13 protein-coding genes are annotated in these 20,056 nt (G+C 70.3%); 9 read left to right on the top strand and 4 right to left on the bottom strand.

Translation table 11 applies throughout. From position 1 onward, the window contains the following. The first annotated feature begins 412 nt into the window (after positions 1-412). The 3 genes from ACG83_RS22465 (at position 413) to ACG83_RS22455 (ending at position 4,881) form a co-directional block, all read left to right on the top strand. Positions 413-2,524 (top strand): bifunctional diguanylate cyclase/phosphodiesterase, encoded by a 2,112-nt coding sequence (locus ACG83_RS22465; protein ID WP_054568211.1) that lies wholly within the window; start codon positions 413-415, stop codon positions 2,522-2,524. A gap of 210 nt (positions 2,525-2,734) precedes the next feature. Next, positions 2,735-4,315, top strand: a complete 1,581-nt coding sequence (locus ACG83_RS22460; RefSeq protein ID WP_304438442.1) for an AlkA N-terminal domain-containing protein — start codon at positions 2,735-2,737, stop codon at positions 4,313-4,315. Positions 4,316-4,353: 38 nt separating this feature from the next. Then, positions 4,354-4,881: a methylated-DNA--[protein]-cysteine S-methyltransferase gene (locus ACG83_RS22455; RefSeq protein WP_054568210.1), complete on the top strand. Its 528-nt coding sequence runs from the start codon at positions 4,354-4,356 to the stop codon at positions 4,879-4,881. Between the two features lie 174 nt (positions 4,882-5,055). On the opposite strand, the gene ACG83_RS22450 is transcribed toward ACG83_RS22455, so the two are convergent. The 3 genes from ACG83_RS22450 to ACG83_RS46125 form a co-directional block, all read right to left on the bottom strand. Further along, complete coding sequence (locus ACG83_RS22450; protein ID WP_054568209.1) at positions 5,056-5,886, bottom strand: hypothetical protein; 831 nt, start codon at positions 5,884-5,886, stop codon at positions 5,056-5,058. Between the two features lie 1,045 nt (positions 5,887-6,931). Beyond that, entirely contained in the window at positions 6,932-7,939 is a 1,008-nt protein-coding gene (locus ACG83_RS22445) for a serine hydrolase (RefSeq protein WP_235498099.1), read from the bottom strand. Between the two features lie 396 nt (positions 7,940-8,335). Beyond that, on the bottom strand, positions 8,336-8,479 hold the full coding sequence (locus ACG83_RS46125; protein ID WP_006541121.1) for a hypothetical protein: 144 nt from the start codon (positions 8,477-8,479) through the stop codon (positions 8,336-8,338). Positions 8,480-8,942: 463 nt separating this feature from the next. On the opposite strand from ACG83_RS46125, the gene ACG83_RS22440 reads away from it, so the two are divergent. The 4 genes from ACG83_RS22440 to lysS all read left to right on the top strand — a co-directional run bounded on the left by ACG83_RS22440 (position 8,943) and on the right by lysS (position 15,125). Next, positions 8,943-9,410 carry a hypothetical protein gene (locus ACG83_RS22440; RefSeq protein ID WP_054568207.1) on the top strand — a complete coding sequence of 156 codons (468 nt, stop codon included), beginning with the start codon at positions 8,943-8,945 and terminating at the stop codon, positions 9,408-9,410. Positions 9,411-9,717: 307 nt separating this feature from the next. Further along, a complete protein-coding gene (locus ACG83_RS22435; RefSeq protein ID WP_054568206.1) occupies positions 9,718-11,454 on the top strand; it encodes an ABC transporter ATP-binding protein in 1,737 nt (578 codons plus the stop codon). Continuing rightward, on the top strand, positions 11,451-13,400 hold the full coding sequence (locus ACG83_RS22430) for an ABC transporter ATP-binding protein (RefSeq protein WP_054568205.1): 1,950 nt from the start codon (positions 11,451-11,453) through the stop codon (positions 13,398-13,400). Before ACG83_RS22435 ends, ACG83_RS22430 begins: the two co-directional genes overlap by 4 nt. A gap of 171 nt (positions 13,401-13,571) precedes the next feature. Continuing rightward, complete coding sequence (lysS, locus tag ACG83_RS22425; protein ID WP_054568204.1) at positions 13,572-15,125, top strand: lysine--tRNA ligase; 1,554 nt, start codon at positions 13,572-13,574, stop codon at positions 15,123-15,125. Between the two features lie 273 nt (positions 15,126-15,398). Here the strand turns inward: lysS and ACG83_RS22415 are convergent, their stop codons facing one another. Further along, positions 15,399-17,444 (bottom strand): NACHT domain-containing protein, encoded by a 2,046-nt coding sequence (locus tag ACG83_RS22415; protein ID WP_235498098.1) that lies wholly within the window; start codon positions 17,442-17,444, stop codon positions 15,399-15,401. 94 nt (positions 17,445-17,538) lie between these two features. Between ACG83_RS22415 and ACG83_RS22410 the strand changes: the two genes are divergently transcribed. Then, entirely contained in the window at positions 17,539-18,471 is a 933-nt protein-coding gene (locus tag ACG83_RS22410) for a hypothetical protein (protein ID WP_054568201.1), read from the top strand. 802 nt (positions 18,472-19,273) lie between these two features. After that, positions 19,274-19,999 carry a class I SAM-dependent methyltransferase gene (locus tag ACG83_RS22405; RefSeq protein WP_235498097.1) on the top strand — a complete coding sequence of 242 codons (726 nt, stop codon included), beginning with the start codon at positions 19,274-19,276 and terminating at the stop codon, positions 19,997-19,999. Positions 20,000-20,056: the final 57 nt, after the last annotated feature.

Raw genomic sequence — 20,056 nt, 5'->3', positions numbered from 1 at the left:
CCAGGGTTGGGTGCCGCTATGATTGGCCGCGGCGACCGCCCGGCAGTAGCCACGGGGCCGCTCTTTCCGTCTCCTTCATGCCTTTCCGGTGTGCCGTCCGGCGTCTCGGGTGTCGGGTGAGGTGGCACTCCTCACAGGCAAAGCGTGGTGGTGCCGGCCTCATGGTGCTTTCGGGCATGGTCGCGGTGGCTGGATGCCCCGTTCCTGGGTCGTCAAACGATGGCGGCCTGGCAATCGTGGCGCTGGCGCGTATGGGCTGCCGCCCGCCCGGGCCGCGCAGACTGGAGTACGGTTTGCGGCGTTGGCGAAAATGGACTGTTTTGCCCAAATGATAACGCGATGTGAGTACACGGTTTCAGTGAATGAGTGGCGACGCGGAAGCGGTACTCCACGGGCGGGACTGAGGTATCCGGTGACGATCGAGACCGAGACGGCGGACCTGGCGGACCGATGGTTCGCCGAGATCACCGCGGTCGATCTCCTGCCGCTCGCCGCCGCGGACGCCCGCGCCTGGCTCGCGGGCCTCGCTGCCGAGCTGCTCCGGGCGGTGCGCGGCGAGTCCTGCCAGCCCGAGGTCGGCTATGACATCGGCGCCAGGCTTGCGTACGGCCAGGTGGCGTCCGGCGAGGCCCTGGGGCGCACGGTGGCCCTGCTGGGGCGCCACCTGGCCCAACCGTACGGGTCACCGGCGCGGAGCCTGCCGAACGAGCGGATCATGGACCTGCTCGGTGAGCTCGTCCGGGGCCACACGGAGTCGCTGCGTGAGCGCGCCCGGGACGGTCAGGCCGCGCTGCGTCGCGCCGACCGTGGGGCCCTGGTTCGTGCCGAGCGGGAACGCCGCATTTCCCAGAGCAGGCTCAACGCCATCGTGAACGGCGCCGCGCTGGGTGTGCTCGTGGTCGACCGCGCCGGCCGGATACTCGAGGCGAGTGACGTCGCCCTGGACATTCTCGGCCTGTCCACGCATCGCCCGCCGGTGTCATGGCCGCTGGACGAGATCGTCCATCCGGCGGATCGGGAAATGGTCGCCCGGCTGTGGCAGGAGGCTCGGCACGGCCGTTCCCGGGGGGAATGCCGCATTCTCCGGCCGGACGGGACGCCGATGTGGATTGTGATGACCCTGTCGACCACGCAGGCCGGAGCCGGCGCGGGTGGGTGGTTCGGCGTCGCGACGATCGAGGACATCACCGAGCGCCACCGCCTGCAGGAAGAGGTTCGTTTTCATGCCCGGCACGACCCGCTGACGGGGCTGGCGAACCGGGCGGCGTTCCTCGACCGGCTGGAGACCGCGTTCCGGGAGGCCGGGCCCTCGGCGCGGATCGGCCTGTGCTTCCTTGACATCGACCGGTTCAAAATGATCAACGAGGGTTTCGGGTACGAGGCGGGTGACCAGCTCCTGGTCGAGGTCGCCCGCCGCCTGGCCCGGGTCGTCGCCGCGCCCGGGCCGGTGCCCACCGTGGCGCGGATGGGCGGGGACGAGTTCGTCATTCTCGTGCCCGACAGCGCCGGGCTCGACGAGATCACCGGTATCGCCCGCCGGTGCCTGGCCGCGCTGCGTGACCCCATCCGCGTGGATGAACGTGATCTTCCGATCACCTGCAGCATCGGCGTCGTCGAGATGGCCGTCGCCGACACCCGTCCCGGCGACCTGGTCGCCGCGGCCGACGCCTCCCTGACCTGGGCGAAGCGCGGTGGCAAGAACCAGTGGACGGCCTTCGACCCGGACCGGGGAACCCGGGAGGCCACCCGGGGGCTGCTGTCCCGCTCGATGAGCCCGGGCCTGGCCAGGGGCGAGTTCTCCCTGGCCTACCAGCCGATCGTCGACCTTCGCGATGCCACGATGGCTGGCGCCGAGGCACTGCTGCGATGGGACCATCCGCACCTGGGCCCCACCCGCCCGGGGGAGTTCATCGACCTGGCGGAGGACTCCGGCTTCATCGTCGAGCTCGGGCAGTGGGTGCTCGAACGCGCCTGTGAGGTCGCGCGGGACTGGCCCGCGCACATGTTCGTCAGCGTGAACCTCTCCGGCCGCCAGCTGCGGGAGCCGGGCCTGGTCAAGGTGGTCGAGCGCATCCTGGCCCGGACCGGGCTCCCCGCGCAGCGCCTCCAGCTGGAGCTGACGGAGAGCGTCCTGATGGATTCCGGGGGCAGGCAGGTCGGCGCACTGCATGAGCTGAACGCGCTCGGTGTCCGCATAGTCATCGACGACTTCGGCACCGGCTGGTCGAACTTCGCCTACCTTTCGACGATGCCGGTGCGTGGCCTGAAGCTCGCCGGCCTGTTCGTCGCGAAGCTCGGCAAGGGCACCGAACCCGGCCGGGACGACCATCTCGTCGAGGCGATCGTGGAGTTCGCGCGCAAGCTCCGGCTTTCGGTGACCGCCGAAGGCATCGAGACCTCCGAACAGGCGGCCGCGCTGCGTGCGTTCGGCGCGGATCTCGGCCAGGGCCACCTGTTCGGCGAGCCGGTGTCGGCGGGCAAGTTCGCCGCGACGACGCTGCCGCGCGCCTGCGCCGCGAGCTGACAGCGGGGGCGTCGCCGATCCGGCGTGATGTCGGATTCTTGCTGGACCTGGCCGGTCCCGCACGCGAATCCTGGACAGGTGCCCGCCACCGACGAGCTGCCTGACACCGGAGAACCCGGCGAGCTGGCCCACGCCGGCGAGCTGGCTCACGCCGGAAAGCCCGGCGAGCTGGCCCACGCCGGCGAGCTGCCGGACGCCGCCGCGGCCACGGTGTGGAGCCTGGACGGTCTCGACTCGGCCGCGCCGCATCGTGATCCCGAGCTCTGCGCGCGTGCCGTGCGGTCCCGCGACGCCCGTTTCGACGGGTGGTTCTTCGTCGCGGTCACCTCCACCGGCATCTACTGCCGCCCCAGCTGCCCGGCGAGAGCGCCGCGGGTCGAGAACATGCGTTTCCACCCGACCGCGGCTTCAGCCCAGCGTGCCGGCTTCCGCGCCTGCAAGCGGTGCCGGCCCGACGCGAGCCCCGGCTCGCCCGCCTGGAACCATCGCGCCGATGTGGTCGCCCGGGCCATGCGGCTGATCGCCGACGGCGTCGTCGACCGGGCCGGTGTGCCGGGGCTCGCCGCCCGGCTCGGGTACAGCCCCCGCCAGCTCGAGCGGCAGCTGCTGGCCGAGCTCGGTGCCGGCCCGCTCGCCCTCGCCCGCGCCCAGCGTGCGCAGACCGCCCGGCTGCTGCTGGAGACCACGACCATGAGCATGGGGGACGTCGCGACGGCCGCCGGGTTCCGCAGCATCCGTGCCTTCAACGGCACGGTGCGCGAGATCTTCGCCCTCGCTCCGGGCGACCTGCGGCGGCGGGCGCTGTCGGGCCCGGCTGTGCCTGCTCGGGCTGTGCCTGCTCGGGCCGTGCCCGCGGCATCGGCCGGTGGTTCGGCCGATGGTTCGGACCTCATTGCGACGATCACGGTCAGGCTGCCGTTCCGAGCCCCGCTGCACCCGGACAGCCTGTTCGGGCATCTTGTCGCAACCGCGGTACCCGGCGTCGAGGAATGGCGGGACGGGGCCTACCGGCGGACTCTGCGGACCCCGCACGGGCACGCCATCGTCGCGTTGCGCCCGCTGCCCGACCACATCGCCTGCCGGCTCGCGCTCAGCGACATACGGGATCTCGGTTTCGTCATCGCGCGCTGCCGCCGCCTGCTCGACCTGGACGCCGATCCGACGGCGGTCGACGCGCACCTGCGCACCGACCCGCACCTGGCCCCGCTCGTCGCGCGGGCCCCGGGACGGCGGATTCCCCGGACCGTCGATCCGGCCGAGCTCGCGCTGCGCGCGGTCCTCGGGCAGCAGGTTTCGGTCGCCGCGGCGCGCACCCACGCGGGCCGCCTCGTCCGGGCCGCCGGGCCGCCGATCCATGATCCGGATGGCGGTCTCACCCATCTGTGGCCGACGGTCGCCGAACTGGCGGACGGGCCGGCTCCGGCGGTGCCGGCCGGGCGCAGGCGGGCCTTCACGGCTCTGGTCACGGCGCTGGTTTCCGGGGAGGCCGAGCTCGACGAGGGCGGTGACTGGTCACGGACCCGATCGGCCCTGGCGGGCCTGCCCGGCATCGGCCCCTGGACGATTGAGACCATCGCCATGCGCGCGCTCGGTGACCCGGACGCATTCGTGCTCGAAGACCTGGGTGTACGGCGCGGGGCGGAACGGATCGGCCTGCCGGCCACCCCGGCCGCGCTGCTGCGGCGAGCCGCGGCCTGGCGCCCCTGGCGGGCGTACGCCGTCCAGTACCTCTGGGCGGCGCTGGACCATCCGATCAACCTGATGCCGCCGAGGGAAGGGGACCATTCGTGATCGGTGACACGCAAGTACCAGAGTATTCACTTCAGGTGATGTCTCGGGCCAGGGCTTCGCGGCCGAACGCCTCCGGGCGCATCCATACTGTCGTGGACAGCCCGATCGGTCCGATCACCCTGGTGGGCCGGGACGGCGCGATCGTCGGCCTCTTCATGGACGGCGGGCGTCACGTGCCCGACCCGGCCTGGTTCGGCGACCGGGACGACTCCGCGTTCGCAGCGGCGGCCGATCAGCTCGCCGAGTACTTCGCCGGCCGGCGGACGACCTTCGACCTGCCGCTGCGGCCAGCCGGTACGGAGTTCCAACGCGAGGTGTGGTCGGCACTGCGCGACATCCCGTACGCCCAGACCATCTCCTACGGGGAGCTCGCCCGCAGGATCGGCCAGCCGCGGGCGTCCCGCGCTGTCGGGCTCGCCAACGGCAGGAATCCGATCAGCATCATCGTGCCCTGCCATCGAGTGATCGGCGCGAACGGCAGCCTGACCGGGTACGGCGGTGGCCTGGAACGCAAGCGCCATCTGCTGGCCCTGGAGCAGCGGTCCGCAGGGATCTCGCTCCTTTAGCCCAGCCCGCCAGCCCAGCGACTGCCGCCGGCGGCCCTGGGCTGCCTGGTAGCCCACCGAGCGGCCCGAGACTGTGCCGGATGGCCCGGGACGGCCGCCGGATCGACGGTCCGCGGGCCGGCCGGCGTCGACCCGCGCCCCACCCCCCCCGGCCGGCCGGGGGGTGTCAGCGCCTCATCGTGGCCGACCGCGGCGCCGCTTCTCCCGCCCGACCAGGATGTCAGGCCCCAGATCGTCGGGCGGGACCTCGGTTCCGGGCAGGCGCCGAGGTGACGCGGGTGCCGGCCGGTAGCGGGTCAGCGCCGCGAGTGAGTAGCTCGTGGACGGCGTCGGTACCACCGGGTTCACCGAGGCCGCTCGATGCCCGGGCGGCAGTGCCTCGCCGGACCCCGCGGGTGAGCCGGAGCGGCGGCGTTGCGCGGCCCGGTAGGCCTGCCTGCGGGCGATGGGCGCGGTGACCGGGTCGATCGAACTGGCGTCGGAGCCGGCGGCTGGGGTCGGATCGGTCTGGACTCTGCCGCCCGAGGACGAGCCCGAAGTCGTCGCTCGCCGTCGCGTGCGGTTGGGCGGCGCGGGCTGATCGGCCCGCGCGGTGGTGCCGAACCAGTCGAAGGACCGACCGCGGCCCCTCAGCGCGGTGTTCTCCGCCTGGACGATGACCAGCAGCGCGGTCGCGAAGGCCGCTCGGGTGCGGGCCTCGTCGAGCTGCCGTGAGAGCTCCGCGACGTACGCTGCGTCGATCACGGGCTCCTCGGCCTCCGGCGCCGGTTGCCCGTCGGGCGCGACGGTCTGGCCGAACGCCTCGGCATGGAGCAGGCGCAGGTGCTCCAGAAGCTCGGAACGCTCCGTGCCGGTGCCGGGGTCGGGGAACAGCAGGTGGACGTAAATCTCGACGACCTGCCACTCGATCGCCTTCTCGCCGCGGAACTGGCGGCTCAGGTCCCTGGTCCGCGACCTCTGGATCTTCGAGGGATCCGTGTCGGCCCAGAGCTCGCGCGCAACCATTTCGTAACTGACGCGATAGGGGTTGTTCAGCTCATTTAAGCGCGTCAGAAGAACTTTCTGTGGCCCGTCCTTGAGGTCTGCGCGCGGCCCTTTGGGGCGGGCCCCCGCGAGAGTCACCCACACCCCGTCCGGGCGAGGGGCGGCATGTCGGCCGGCGGGCGAGTTCGCGGCACTGCGCGGATCCTCTCTCTGCTTCGTTCGCCCGCGTGCTCTCGGCGCATCGGGCGGTGGGGCGGTGGGGCGGGCACGTTCCCCGGCGATCCACTCTGATTGTTGCGCATGATACGGCTCGGGTGCGCCTGATGTGGACGCGCGCTGAATCTGCGCGGTTTCGTTGTACAGCGAACGATCATGCCTGGTGAAGCGTGGGCCCTTGTGCGGTCCGCGGGGCCGGTTAGCTGGTGCCGGGTCGGCCTCGTTCGCGCGGCGTGAAGTGCGACTCCTGGTCGCGTCGCCGTGTAAGCGCTCCCGCATCTCCTTTACCCCTTTTCCGAGCGGCGGCCTGTTGCCGGTGGGCTCTGGGAGACGAGGAAACTGGGTGGCGAGATGCGCGGCAAGTTCGCACAACCAGCTGACCGAGAAAACTTCGGGTCGGTCTCGGTGGGTGCCTGTGTCGCGGAAGGCCGGCGCAACCGGACTGCCCGATCATCGGCATCGGCGCAACTGTCGCAGCTGGTCGGTTCGAGACGGTGTCGTGTTGACGACGGGCGTCGTGTTGACGACGGGCGTCGTGGTGGCGGCGCCGGTGCTGGACCGGCTGGTGCTGGCCGGTCCAGGGCGAGGGCCCAGGTCGCGTCGGCGGTGTCGCAGTCCCCGTGGGTTCGCCGTGGGTTCGTCGGTTCGCCGTGCCGTGGGTGCCGCCGAACCACGGCCGAAGAACGTTCTCGTGTTCCGCATCGTGATTGTGTCGGTCCTGGAACTCCGCTCCCTGCTCGGGGAGCGGCGTTCCTCGGCGCTGCTGGTCCACCTGGATCGAATGGGTGATCTTATTCATCTCACGGTACGACCGAGGTTGCCGCTGGTCCGAGTCGACGATGGAGAAGGATCAGCCGACAAGCGCTTCGGTCACGACCCGGGCCGCTTCCGCGGTGCCGAATGTCGGCGGTACTGGTCGGGCCTCGGGCGTACCCAGCCGCACCACGACTGTTCCCGACCCCGGATCGATCTGCAGGATCTGGTTTCCGAGCCCGATTGCCCAGAACATGTCCGCAGGGGCGCCCGGCACGAGACTACCGTTCTTCTTTGTCGTATCGGCCGCGGCGGAAATGTCGGAAGCCGCGAGCGGCTGGGCGAGAACACCTTCGCGATTGAGCCACCAAAGATATCCGTAGGCTGCGTTCATCTCCGTCGACGAGGTGCCGGTGGCGGCGTCGACCCAGTCGCCGGAGACAATCTGCTCGCCGTTCCAGTTTCCATGCGCCAACATAAGATACCCAAGCCTGGCGATGTCACGGCAGGTCGACTGCAGCCCCATGAAGGTCAGGGTGTTGCCGGCCGCGTCGGTCGTCATCCGGCTGTCGTCCATGCCGAGCGGCTCGAAGAGCCGCTCACGGGCGAAGTCGGTCACCTCCTCGCCGGTGGCCGTGCGCAGCACCTCCTCGAGCGTCTGGACGGCCGAGTTGTTGTAGGCCCAGACCTGCCCGGGCGCCTTCTCCTGCGGCAGCGCCACGGCGTACGCGGTCTTGTCCGGGGCCCGGATCAGATCCTGGTAGTCGATCTTCAGGCTCCACTGCCGGCCCGAGTCGTTGCTGACCAGGTCACGGATGGTCACGGCCTCGGACTCCGTGCCCTTCCACTGCGGGATCCAGGTGGCAGCGGAGTCGTCCAGCCGCAGGTCACCGTCGTCCTGGGCGATGCCGACCAGCGTGGAGGTGAGCGATTTGGTCACGGAATACACCGCGCTGGGAGTGCTCGGCGTGCTGCCCCGAAAGTACCATTCGCCAGCGATTTTCCCGTTTCGGGATACCAGTAAACAGGTTGACTTGCCCCGCTCCGCGGTGTCGGCGATCTCGTCGAGCTTTGCCGGGTCGAGACCGACCTCGGCCGGATCCACCGTCTCCCAGGTATCGCCGGGAACGGTGACCCGCTTCGTCGGCGCGGTCGCGGCCGCCGTCGGCGTACCCGGGTCGGTGGCTGTGCGACCGTCGGGTGACCCGTCACTGGTACAGCTCGCGGCCAGGACCGCGACGCACGCGGCCGTCGCAATACCGATGGCGGGGCGGAAAAGGCGTCGCATCGCTGAACCTCGCTCGGGCCGAAAGCTGCGGATCGCGGGGGTGCGACCGTATACGTCCCGATGCGGAGTGAAAACCCGGAATCCGGATCGCGGGTCCGGATTCCGGCTGACGTGATGGGTTCGTCGCGCGGTCGGAGGCGTCAGACGGACGCCGCCGACCGGCGAGACGGACGCGACGGACGCGATCGAACGGCGTCGCGTCGGATCATCGGATCAGCAGTGGCTCCGGTGCTTGCCGGGCGGATACGGGCAGGGCTCTCCGGGCTGGCAGCCGGCCGCGGTGGTGAGCAGCGCGAGTGATCCGGCGGCGAGGATCGCCAGAACGGTTCTGCGTAGGTTGCGGACGGAGCGCTTCATGGGTGATGCCTCTCTCAAGCCAGCCCCGATCCGGTTTTTCCTACCGGCTGCGCCGCGTGGGGGTGGTGTGCCACGCCACGATGTTCCGTGGCAGCCACGGAGGGTGCTGTTTCGAGCACTTCGTGTGGATGTCCCCTGGGGCGGACGTCGCTGGAAGTGATGTCACCCGGGCAGCCGCCCGCCCGTCCTGGATTGTGACGATCGGCGGATGTAGGTCGGCTGCGGGTGGGTATCCGTGATACTGGGTGTGTCCAGGTTGGTGGAAGTCGGGCAATCAGGTCAGGTGCTTGCGGGTTCCTCCCAAGGTGGCGGATCCGGCCGCGATGGCGGTCGTTTCTGAAGGACGATGCGAAGGTGCGCACCTGCAACCGGGGGTGCACGGTCCGCGAGGTCCGGGCGTCGCGGGCCGTGGGGAGTTCAGCGGGTCAGGACGGACTGGGGGCCGTCGAAGGAGGAAAGGTCGATGGTCAACATGAACCCAGGTGACGGCGCTTGGCAGGGAGAGCGCTTCGCGCAGGCCCGCCGGTTCGCCGGGCAGGCCCGGCAGGACCGCACGACCGGTTGGTACATCCCGCTGGCGATCACGGTGGTCGGAGCAGGTTCCTCGTTCGACGCGTTCGGGCGGGGTCTCGGCTTCCTCTACGGGTGGGGCCTGGCGATTGCGTTCGTCGCGCTGAGCTGGTCCACCATCAGGGCGATTCCGATCATGATCGATGATCTCAACGTGGCGCGGGAGAGCTGGCCGCGCAAGATCACCGCCCTTCTCAACACTCCGGTACGCAGCCGCGGGATCTTCCTGCTCGCGGCCGCGCTACCGATCCTCGTCGCGTTGGTGAAGACGGTGGGCTTCTACACGTTCGGCGGTCTGCTGATCGTCGGTGTGGTCCTGGCGGTGGCTCTTGGAGTCTCCTGGTTCCTCGAGCGTCGCTGACGTCGCGATCTGATCGGCCCCGGTCCCGGGCAGCCGACGCCTCCCGTTTCCGGAGGCGGGGCTGTTCGGGCCGGGGCCGACTCACTTCCTGATCCGTCCGGAACCTGCTGCTCGCCAGCCGTCGGCCGGGTCGGCCGAGCGGGCCGACGCCGGCCGGTTGAGGTCGGGTACGCCCCGTGGCCGCGAAAACGGTCGTACTCTCCGTATCGGTCGCACTCGCGGACCCGATCGACCTGCGCGTACCGGTCGTACAGTTCCAGTTGGCTGCGGTGGCCGCCGACCGGGACTATTCGCCGACGGAGATCACATGCTTGTCAGACTTCTGCGGAGTCACCTCGCCCCTTACCGGCGGCTGGTGTCCCTGCTGGTGGCGCTGCAGTTCACGGCCACGCTGGCCATGCTCTACCTGCCGACGCTGAACGCGGACATCATCGACAACGGGGTCGTCCCGGGCGATACCGGATACATCTTCCGCCTCGGTGGGCTGATGCTCGGGGTGACGCTGGTGCAGGCCGCCTGCTCTGCCGCCGCGGTCCTGTTCGGCGCGCGCACCGCCATGGGCATCGGCCGCGACCTGCGCGCCTCGGTGTTTGCCCGGGTCCAGTCCTTCTCGGCCCGCGAGGTCGGGCGGTTCGGGGCGCCGTCGCTCATCACCCGGGCGACGAACGACGTCCAGCAGGTCCAGATGGTCGTGCTGATGGCGTTCACCATGATGATCTCGGCCCCGATCATGTGCCTGGGCGGGATCGCGCTGGCCGTGCACCAGGACGCCAAGCTCTCGCTGCTCCTCGTCGTGATCGTGCCGGTGCTGACGGCGACGGTCGTCCTGATCGTCCGGCGCATGGCGCCGCTCGGCCGCCGTATGCAGGACCGCCTCGACGAGGTGAACCGGATCCTGCGCGAGCAGATCACCGGTCTGCGGGTGATCCGCGCCTTCGTTCGGGACGGGCACGAGAAGCGGCGTTTCGCCACCGCCAACACCGAGCTCACCGACGTCTCGCTGCGCATCGGGCGCCTCATGGCGCTGATGTTCCCGCTGGTCATGGCGGTGGTGAACGTCTCCAGCATCGCGGTCATCTGGTTCGGCGCGCACCGCATCGCCAGCGGCGGCATGGAGGTCGGCGCACTGACCGCGTTCCTCAGCTATCTGATGCAGATCCTGATGGCGGTGATGATGGCGACCTTCATGTTCGCGATGCTCCCGCGGGCCGAGGTGTGCGCGGAGCGCATCCAGGAGGTCCTGGACACGCAGTCCACGCTCGCCCCGCCCGTGCGGCCCGTGCGGGAGCTGGCCGGGCGCGGCGAGCTGGAACTGCGCGACGTCGGCTTCCGCTACCCGGGCGCCGAGGAGCCGGTGCTGCGCGGAGTCGACATCACGGCCCGCCAGGGGCAGACCGTGGCGATCATCGGCAGCACCGGCAGCGGCAAGTCCACCCTGCTCGGCCTCGTTCCCAGGCTGTCGGACGTCTCCGAGGGCGCCGTCCTGATCGACGGGGTGGACGTCCGCGAGCTCGACCCGGCGCTGCTGGCCCGGGTGGTCGGGCTCGTCCCGCAGAAGCCCTATCTGTTCACCGGCACGATCGCGTCGAACCTGCGGTACGGCAACCCGGAGGCCACCGACGACGACCTGTGGTGGGCGCTCGACATCGCGCAGGCCCGGGAGTTCGTCACCGCGATGCCGGACGGGCTTGCGACCCGGGTCGCCCAGGGCGGCACCAATGTCTCCGGCGGTCAGCGCCAGCGCCTCGCGATCGCCCGGGCGCTGGTCCGGCGTCCGGAGATCTACCTGTTCGACGACTCGTTCTCGGCGCTGGACTATGCCACCGACGCCCGGCTGCGGGCCGCGCTGGCCCGGGAGACCGCCGACGCCACGAAACTGATCGTCGCCCAGCGGGTGGCGACCATCCGGGACGCCGACCAGATCATCGTCCTGGAGGACGGCGAGATTGTCGGTACCGGGACCCATCATGAGCTCCTGGCCGAGAACCCGACCTACCAGGAGATCGTCTTCTCGCAGCTGACCGAGGAGGAAGCGGCGGCATGACGCGCCCACCGGCGGGTGGACCCCGCCCGATGGTCGGCCCCGCCCGTTTCATGGGCGGCGGCGGAGAGAAGGCCGGCGACTTCGCCGCCTCGACCAGGCGGCTGCTCGGGCTGCTGAGCCGCCAGCGGGGCCTGCTGGTGCCCGCGGTCATCCTTGCCGTGATCAGCGTCGGCCTCACCGTCACCGGGCCACGGCTGCTCGGGCACGCCACCGACCTGGTGTTCGCCGGTCTGCTCAGCTCGCGGCTGCCCGCGGGCACGACGAAGGCCGAGGCGATCGCGCGGCTGCGGGCCGAGGGGCACGGCACCCAGGCCGACCTGCTCGCGTCCGTCGACGTGACCCCCGGAAAGGGAATGGACTTCACGGCGATCGGGATGGTGCTGCTGGCCGTGCTGATCGTCTACCTGGTCGCCACGGCCTGCGCCGTCGCACAGGCCCGCCTGGTGAACAAGGCCCTGCAACGCATGCTGAGCGACCTGCGGTCCGAGGTGCAGGCGAAGATCACTCGGCTGCCGCTGCGGTACTTCGACCGCAGCCAGCGCGGCGAGGTGCTCAGCCGGGTCACCAACGACATCGACAACCTGGGCCAGACCCTGCAGCAGAGCTTCTCCCAGATCCTCGCCTCGGTGCTGACCATCATCGGAGTGCTGGCGATGATGATCTGGATCTCCCCGCTGCTCGCGCTGATCGCGGTCGTCACCGTCCCGGTGTCGATCCTCGTGACCGCGCGGGTCGGCAAGCTCGCCCAGCCGCAGTTCGTGAAGCAGTGGAAGACGACCGGGCAGCTCAACGGTCACATCGAGGAGATGTACACCGGGCACATGCTGGTGCGGGCGTTCGGCCGGCAGGACGAGGCCGCCGAGATCTTCCGCGAGCACAACGAGCGGCTTTATGAGGCGAGCTGGCGGGCCCAGTCCATCTCCGGCCTCATGCAGCCGGCGATGATGTTCATCGGCAACCTGAACTACGTGCTGGTGGCGGTCGTCGGTGGCCTTCGGGTGGCCTCCGGGTCATTGTCCATCGGTGACGTCCAGGCGTTCATCCAGTACTCGCGGCAGTTCAGCCAGCCGCTGACGCAGCTGGCCAGCATGGCGAACATGGCGCAGTCCGGGGTCGCCTCGGCGGAGCGCGTCTTCGACCTGCTCGACGCCGCCGAGCAGGAGCCCGACCCGCTGGTGCCCGCCATACCGGAGCAGACCCGCGGCCGGGTCGCGTTCGAGCACGTCTCCTTCCGCTACGAGCCGGACAAGCCGCTGATCGACGACCTGTCGCTCGTCGCGGAACCAGGCCACACCGTCGCCATCGTCGGCCCGACCGGTGCCGGCAAGACCACCCTCATCAACCTGCTGATGCGGTTCTACGAGGTCACCGGCGGGCGGATCACGCTGGACGGCGCGGACATCGCGGGGATGTCCCGGGCCGACCTGCGCTCCTCCATCGGCATGGTCCTGCAGGACACCTGGCTGTTCGGCGGGACGATCGCGGAGAACATCGCCTACGGCGCCGAGGGCGCCACCCACGAGCAGGTCGTCGAGGCGGCGCGCGCCGCGCACGTCGACCGGTTCGTGCGCACCCTGCCGGACGGCTACGACACCGTGCTCGACGACGAGGGCGTCGGCGTCAGCGGCGGCGAGAAGCAGCTCATCACCATCGCCCGCGCCTTCCTCGCCGAGCCGCTGATCCTCGTCCTGGACGAGGCGACCAGCTCCGTTGACACCCGGACGGAGGTCCTCATCCAGCGGGCCATGTCCCGGCTGCGCCACGGGCGCACCGCCTTCGTCATCGCCCATCGGCTGTCCACCATTCGTGACGCCGACACGATCCTCGTCATGGAGAACGGCGCGATCGTCGAACAGGGCGACCACGCCAGCCTGCTGGCGGCGGACGGGGCGTACGCCCGGCTCTACCAGGCCCAGTTCGCGCAGGCCGTCGCGGAAGCCGGGTGAGAGCCGGGTGAGACCAGCCGCCGCGGGCACGGAACACGGGCAGGGTGGAGGCGGCCAGTAGGCTTGTGGGTGCGGGCCGTCGGCGCTCCCGCGGAGGCGTCGGGCCGTGACGACGTCCGGGTTCCCCCGGGCAGCGAACCTCTCGGAACCTCTCGCAAAAGGGTGTTGTGCATGGCGACGGACGAGTTCACAGCCGGTCCCCGTTCCGGGTATCGCACCGACTCGGTGACCGCCGCCGCCGGCGCCGCCGATGATGGCGAGGTCGTTCGCCTCGCCGGCCGTGTCGTGCTGTGGCGGCGGATGGGCGGCCTGGTCTTCGGGCACATTCAGGACCGTGCCGGGCGCGTCCAGGTCTCGCTCTCGCGTGACGAGCTGGGCGTCGACACCTTCCAGGAATGGGCCCGCGCCGTCAAGATCGGCGATTTCGTCGGCGTCACCGGGAAGCTTTACACCACCCGCCGCGGCGAGCGGACGGTCGGCGCGTCCGAACTCGTCGTGCTGAACCGGACGGTGCGCGCTCTGCCGGACAAGTGGCTGGGCCTGTCGAACGTCGAAGCCCGGCTACGGCGCCGCTACCTCGACCTGCTGGTGAACAACGACTCCCGGGAACGGTTCCGCATCCGGGCCCGGACCATCTCCCGCATCCGTCGCTTCCTCGACGACAACGACTTTCTCGAGGTTGAGACGCCGATGCTGCAGGAGGCCGCCTCCGGAGCCGCCGCCCGGCCGTTCATCACGCATCACAACGCCCTCGGCGAGGACTTCTACCTGCGCATCTCACCGGAGACGTTCCTCAAGCGGGTCGTCGTCGGTTCGCTGGACCGTGTGTACGAGCTCGGCCGGAACTTCCGCAACGAGGGCATGGACCCCTCGCACCTGCAGGAGTTCACGATGCTCGAGTGGTACGCGGCCTACTGGGACTACCGCGACAACATGCGTTTCGTCCGGGAGATGATCCTCGCTGTTCTCGACGACGTCTTCGGGTCCCGGACGGTCACCTACGGCGGGGTGAAGCTCGACTTCGGCGCCGAATGGCCGGAGCTGGACTACCGCGCCGAGGTCGCCCGGCACAGCGGTATCGACCTGACGGTCGTTCGTGATCTGCCGACGCTGCGCGCGCGGATCGCCGAGCTCGGCCTCGAGGTCGACGACGCGGCCTCCTACGCGGGGCTCGTCGACCTGCTCTACAAGAAGACCGTCCGCCCGCATCTGATCCAGCCGTGTTTCCTGCTGCACCACCCGGCGGAGCTGGTCCCGCTGGCCCGGCGCAGCGACTCCGATCCGTCCCAGCTGGACATGTTCCAGGTGGTGGTCAACGGCTGGGAGCTGGTGAAGGCCTACTCGGAGCTGGTTGACCCGGTCGAGCAGCGCCGCAGGCTGGAGGAACAGGCCGAGCTGCGCGCGGCCGGCGACGACGAGACGATGATGCTCGAAGAGGACTTCATCGAGGCGATGGAGTACGGCATGCCGCCGATGTCGGGGCTCGGCATCGGCATCGACCGGCTCATCGCTCTTCTCACCGACGCCCCGACGTTGCGGGAGGTGGTCCTCTTCCCACTGATGCGCGACTCGCGCCGAGGCCGGACCGACCCGACCGCGGCCGGCGCGGACGACTCCGCTGACGGGGACGACTCCGCTGACGGGGACGACTCCGCTGACGGGAAGGACTCCGCCACCTCGGCTGACATCGCGGGTGCGGCCGTCGAGGCGGCGGATCCGGTCTAGGCGCAGCTTCGCCGGTGGGCCCCGGCCCCCGCGGTCCTCAAACGGCGTGGACAGATGGTTACGCTCGGCAGCCGAGGACGCACATCGCGCGGCCGGCACCAGCGGCGAGTTCGACAACCGGCCCGCCTCGGTCTGGCGAGTGATCGACTTCGCGCCCGACGTTCCGGCCGTCCTGCCCGCCGCGGTGCTGGCGCAGGCCGCCGAACGACACGCACTGTGGTGTGAGGTCCGGCCAGGCTGCCGGCGGCTGTCAGGACCAGTCGAGCACCGATCTCACGGCGGGCCCGCGAGGTAGCGCTGGAGGCTGGAGTGGCGGAACTCCCACACGGCGCCGGCCTGGCGCAGGACGCCGCGGGCGTGGGCGTCCTCGAGGAAGGCGATCAGGTGCAGGGGTTGCTGGCGGCGGGTGGCCAGCCATAGCCGGGCAAGCCCGAGGCGGCCCCACGCCGAAGCAAGTGCGACCACGAGCCCGACCACGAGTCCGAACGCGAGAGCGAAGGTGAGCCTGGCGGCAGGCCCCATCGTGAATCCGGGGGCGGCGGCGAACCCGGCGATGCTCGCGGCAGCGAATCCGGCGGCGAGCCCGGCTATGAGCATGCTCGCCAGCCCGCTGGTCCGGTCCTGGGCCAGGAGGCTTCCAGGGTCTGCGGCGCGGCTCACGTCCGCGTTGGCAAACGGTGCGAACGTCTCCACGAGCTGGGTGACGCACCCGACCCCGAGCCCACAGACCAACCCGACCCCGATCCCGCCCCCGATCCCGCCTCTGACCCCTACCATTGCCCCGATCGTGACGCCGGCGAAGAGCCCGGCTGCGAGCACTGCCGCCATCTCGGCGAGCCGGAGCCGCCGCAGCGTTACCAGATGGCGGGAATACCCGCCCTGTCCCTCGGCCACCGCGAACGAGAGCGTCGCTGGGAACCCGCTCACGAACCCGCCTGCGAGCCCCGCCGTGAGCCCGGATGTCAGTCCGACCGCGACCGTGAACGCGAGCGCGACCGCTGACCAGACCGTCATGATCGGAAGCGAGCGTGATGTCGCGCGCGGCAGCTCCCACCAGGCGAGGCTGGTGGTGCGCAGGCGGTGTTCGAGGTGGCGGGCGAGGAAGCTGAGGTAGCCGGTGGCCTGCTCGGCGTTCCAGTGCGTGGACTGGTGGGGGTGGGGTCGGTAGGCGGCAGGAACGAATCCGGCGATCAGGTGCTGTTCGATGGCGGCCCTGGTCTGCAGGGTGGCCAGGTCTGCGGGGTTGGGGAGGCCGATGGTGGATTCGCCGTCGCGGGGGTTGTAGATGGTGCGGGCGAGGCTGGCCATTAGCGGCGTCACCAGTGTCCGGGCGAGCGGCGTGCCGGGGCTGGTCACCGCGGTCCGTACGGCGGCCCAGCGGGTCTGTCCGCCTTCGCCCGCCGTGGCGATCAGATAGTCGGCGACGGCGTGCGGGGCGATCGGGTCCAGGTGTACCCCTGCGGCGCCTTCGAGTCGGATCGGGCCGACGCCCGGTCGTGGGCGCACGGCGTTGCGGAATGCCTTCACGCGGCTGGACAGAACCATGCCGGTGTGGTTACCCAAAGTGGCATTGATCTTCACGAGTGCCTGGGCGCGGCTGCCGCCGCGGATTTCATCGAGGCCGTCGAGGATGGGCACGATCAGCCCGTCGTCCAGGAGTGCTCTAGCTCGGGATTTACCTCCGGCAGAGATCGAGCCAGTGAGATCCGGGTAGGTGCGCAGGATCTGGCTTTCCAGCCAGTCGTTCAGGTTCTGTCCGTCAGGGTTCCAGGACGCGAGCGGCACAAGCAGGGGTACGGGCTCGCCGTCTTGGCGGCGCGCGAGCAGGTCCAGGACCAGCCGGAGCAGCAGGACTGTCTTGCCTGCTCCGGGTTCGCCGAGCACAACGAGGCGTCCGCAGGGGGTGCGGTCGTAGGTGGTGAGGATCTGCGGGCCGCTGCCGGCGAGGTCCTGCGGCCCGGCGGCGGTCGCCGTCGTGGTGGGCCAGCCAGCGCCGTCGCCGGCGAGCTGTTGCAGGTAGGTCCAGGGCTGAACCAGAGACGGGTTGACGGGGCGCCAGGAGACGGCCAGCGGCGGGCTGGTGATCTCACGGCGCTTCGCCTCGTCTGCCCACTGCTTGCGCACGGCGGCGGCGAGCCGGTCGGCGACCATCTTGATGTCCAGGTCGCCGGCGCGGGAGGCCTCGCGGTCGAGGAGGATTGGGAGCACCGTCAGCAGGACCCCTGCCGCGACCAGCACCGCGGCCCAGCCACCCTGCCCGGCGGGCCATGCCACCGCGCCGGCGAGCACGGCCGCAGCGCCAGCTGTCAGCCAGATCAACTGCGGTCTCCCGCGCCCCCCGTTGACGCTCATAGCGAGCAATCATCCACACTGTGCGAGCATGTGCGCATGGGGGTAGGCCGGGGCGTGGCGTGTGGTTGCCACTGAGGGCGCGCCGTCGTGGCAGCGAGCGCTGGAGTTGGCAGCGCTCGCGGTAGTCCCGGTTCCGCTGCTGACTGCATTGCTCTACTACTTCGGGTACGTACGGACCCAGGTGGTCTGTGACTACTTCGGGATCTCAATCAGCCGGCTTGGGCTCTCCAGCCAGGACTACGTTGTACGCAGCTCCCGACTGGTGTTCGACCGGCTTGTCGTGCTCGCGGTGCTGGCGCTGGTCGGCATTGTCGTGCACCTGCTGATGACCCGGGGGCTACACAAGTTGTCGCCCCAGAGCCGGTGGTGTCGAGCTGCGGCGCCTGCGGTGGCGGTGGGTTCCGCGCTGTCGTTCCTGGCCGCGCTCGACGGATTCGGTCGCCTTCCAGGCAGCCCATGGTGGTTCACGCGAGAGGAGGTAGCGGTCCCGCTGGGGCTAGGCGCGATCCTGGCTGAGTACGCCGTCCACCTGGCCGAGGGGCAACGGCTACGCCGCTGGCGGCAACGCCGTCGCCGGCGGCGCGGTGAGCCCCCGTCTCCGTTGATGAGTTCCGGGGGCACCCTCGCGCGGCGCGCGTTGCTGGGATCGGTCGTGCTCATCGCTGTGTTCTGGGGCTTCGCGGTCCAGGCGGCCAGCGAAGGAGCGAAGGTCACCTACGCGGTCGCCAGTGACGTTCCGCACCAGCCGGAAGCCATCGTCTACACCAAGGAGCGGCTGCAGCTCGACGGCTACGGCATAAATGTCACCTCGCTTCCCCTGGGGGAGAGCGACTGGCGCTTCCGCTATACCGGACTGCACGTGCTGTTTTACAGCGAGGGCCGTTGGTTCCTGCTTCCCGCGGACTGGCGCCGTGACAACGGAGCTCCTGTCGTCGTCCTCGACGACAACCCCGCTACCTACCGCGTGGACACGAGGCCCCGCTCGCTCGCCTAGCGACCACCGGCCCCGTTCACGCCCTCAGGCGGAAGCGTGGAAGACGGCGACGGTGGGGTCGAAGTCGGGTCGAGTGTTTGGGTAAACGTTGGTGGTTCCCCTGGCGAGGTTGTCGGCGTTTCCACGTCGGTCGTCTTGGGAGGTCTAGGGGTATGTGCGGCTGTTGGCACTGTGCTTTCTACCGGTGGGACCGGCGTTCGAACCGGTGAGGTCACACGCGGCCCTCGGGCCGTATCAAGCGGCGGGATGCTCGGATCTCCGCCGCCAGGCGCCCCGGCGGGCAGGACGGCGCCGTCGCTGGGTGGTGACGGCTCCGCTGGGGCCGTCGGCGCCGAACACGCTCCCGTCCCTGCGAGTACGACGACCGCAAATACTACGCGGAGCAAATTGGTGGCGACCACAGCGTAATCATGGCCCTTGCGTCATCGCGGTGTGCACGGATGTCTGGAGCGCTGGGCCCGAGGCTGCGACGCTGCGGCGTAGAAGCGCAGAAACTACGCGGATTTGACTTTCCGGTCGTCGTTACAGGGTGTAGTGCCTACGATCCAGGAGATACCGCGGCCTCCCCGGAGGGTGACCCGCCATGCCGAAGACTGTCGCCCCGTCTCGGAGCGCCGTTCGTCGCGTGGTGCGGATGCGGATGCGGGCCCAGTTACGTGAGTTCCCCATCTCACCGCCCCGCTTGTTTGCCGATTCGGCAAAGATTTTTGTCAGCTCCGTGGACGTTCGCGCAGGGTCGCCAGCAGGCGGTTGTCGACCCTGACCGGCACCGCCCTCATCGAGGGATCCGAGGAGCAGGCGGATGGACGCGACAGGTCACGGTCATGATCACTCCCATGGCCACGGGCATGCGCACGGGCACGGGCACAGTGATCACGACTGGGAGAGCGAGTTCAGTGAGGAGGCCTGGGACGAGCGGTACCGGGCCCGGCCGAAGATCTGGAGCGGCCGGGCGAATCCGGTGCTGGTCACCGAGGTCGCCGAGCTGCCCGCGGGCACCGCGCTCGACGCCGGGTCCGGGGAGGGCGGGGACGCGTTCTGGCTGGCCGCCCGTGGCTGGAAGGTGACCGGCGCCGACCTGTCGACCCTCGCGCTGAGCCGCGCGGCCGCGACGGCCGAGGAGCTCGGGCATGACATCGCCTGGCTGCACATCGACCTGTCGGAGCACGAAGCGCCGGGGACGTTCGACCTGGTCACCGCGCACTACCTGCATCTGCCACCGGCCCGTCGCCCGGCGCTGTTCGCCCACCTCGCGGCCGCCGTCGGGTCCGGTGGAACGCTGCTGGTCGTCGGCCACGACCTGAACGACCTCGGTATCCCGACACCTCGCCCGGGGGTGGCGGAGACGGGCTGGACCGCCGCCGATGTCGCCGCCTCGCTGGGCGCGGGCTGGGCCGTCGAGGTGGCGGAGCGCCGGCCACGGCGCCTCACCGCCCCGGACGGGCGGGAGATCGACGCCCACGACGTCGTCCTGCGGGCCCGCCGCGCTGGTTCGACGGCCCGTCCGCTGCCGGTGGCGGGCCCCTGACCTGCGCGGCTTCCGAACGCGGACTGGTCGTCGTTCGGCGCCGGGCGTCCAGCCCGG

It is taken from the genome of Frankia sp. R43 (genome assembly GCF_001306465.1).
GTDB lineage: Bacteria > Actinomycetota > Actinomycetes > Frankiales > Frankiaceae > Parafrankia > Parafrankia irregularis.
Note: the sequence above shows the minus strand (reverse complement) of the source record. Positions and strands in the feature narration are given on the sequence as shown.

Bases quoted from the DNA above. Each gene is read 5' to 3' on its own strand.
- ACG83_RS46125 (WP_006541121.1), bottom strand. From the start codon at position 8,479: ATGAAGCGCTCCGTCCGCAACCTACGCAGAACCGTTCTGGCGATCCTC.
- lysS (WP_054568204.1), top strand. From the start codon at position 13,572: ATGGCGACGGACGAGTTCACAGCCGGTCCCCGTTCCGGGTATCGCACC.
- ACG83_RS22450 (WP_054568209.1), bottom strand. From the start codon at position 5,886: ATGGTTGCGCGCGAGCTCTGGGCCGACACGGATCCCTCGAAGATCCAG.
- ACG83_RS22430 (WP_054568205.1), top strand. From the start codon at position 11,451: ATGACGCGCCCACCGGCGGGTGGACCCCGCCCGATGGTCGGCCCCGCC.
- ACG83_RS22435 (WP_054568206.1), top strand. From the start codon at position 9,718: ATGCTTGTCAGACTTCTGCGGAGTCACCTCGCCCCTTACCGGCGGCTG.
- ACG83_RS22440 (WP_054568207.1), top strand. From the start codon at position 8,943: ATGGTCAACATGAACCCAGGTGACGGCGCTTGGCAGGGAGAGCGCTTC.
- ACG83_RS22455 (WP_054568210.1), top strand. From the start codon at position 4,354: ATGTCTCGGGCCAGGGCTTCGCGGCCGAACGCCTCCGGGCGCATCCAT.
- ACG83_RS22405 (WP_235498097.1), top strand. From the start codon at position 19,274: ATGGACGCGACAGGTCACGGTCATGATCACTCCCATGGCCACGGGCAT.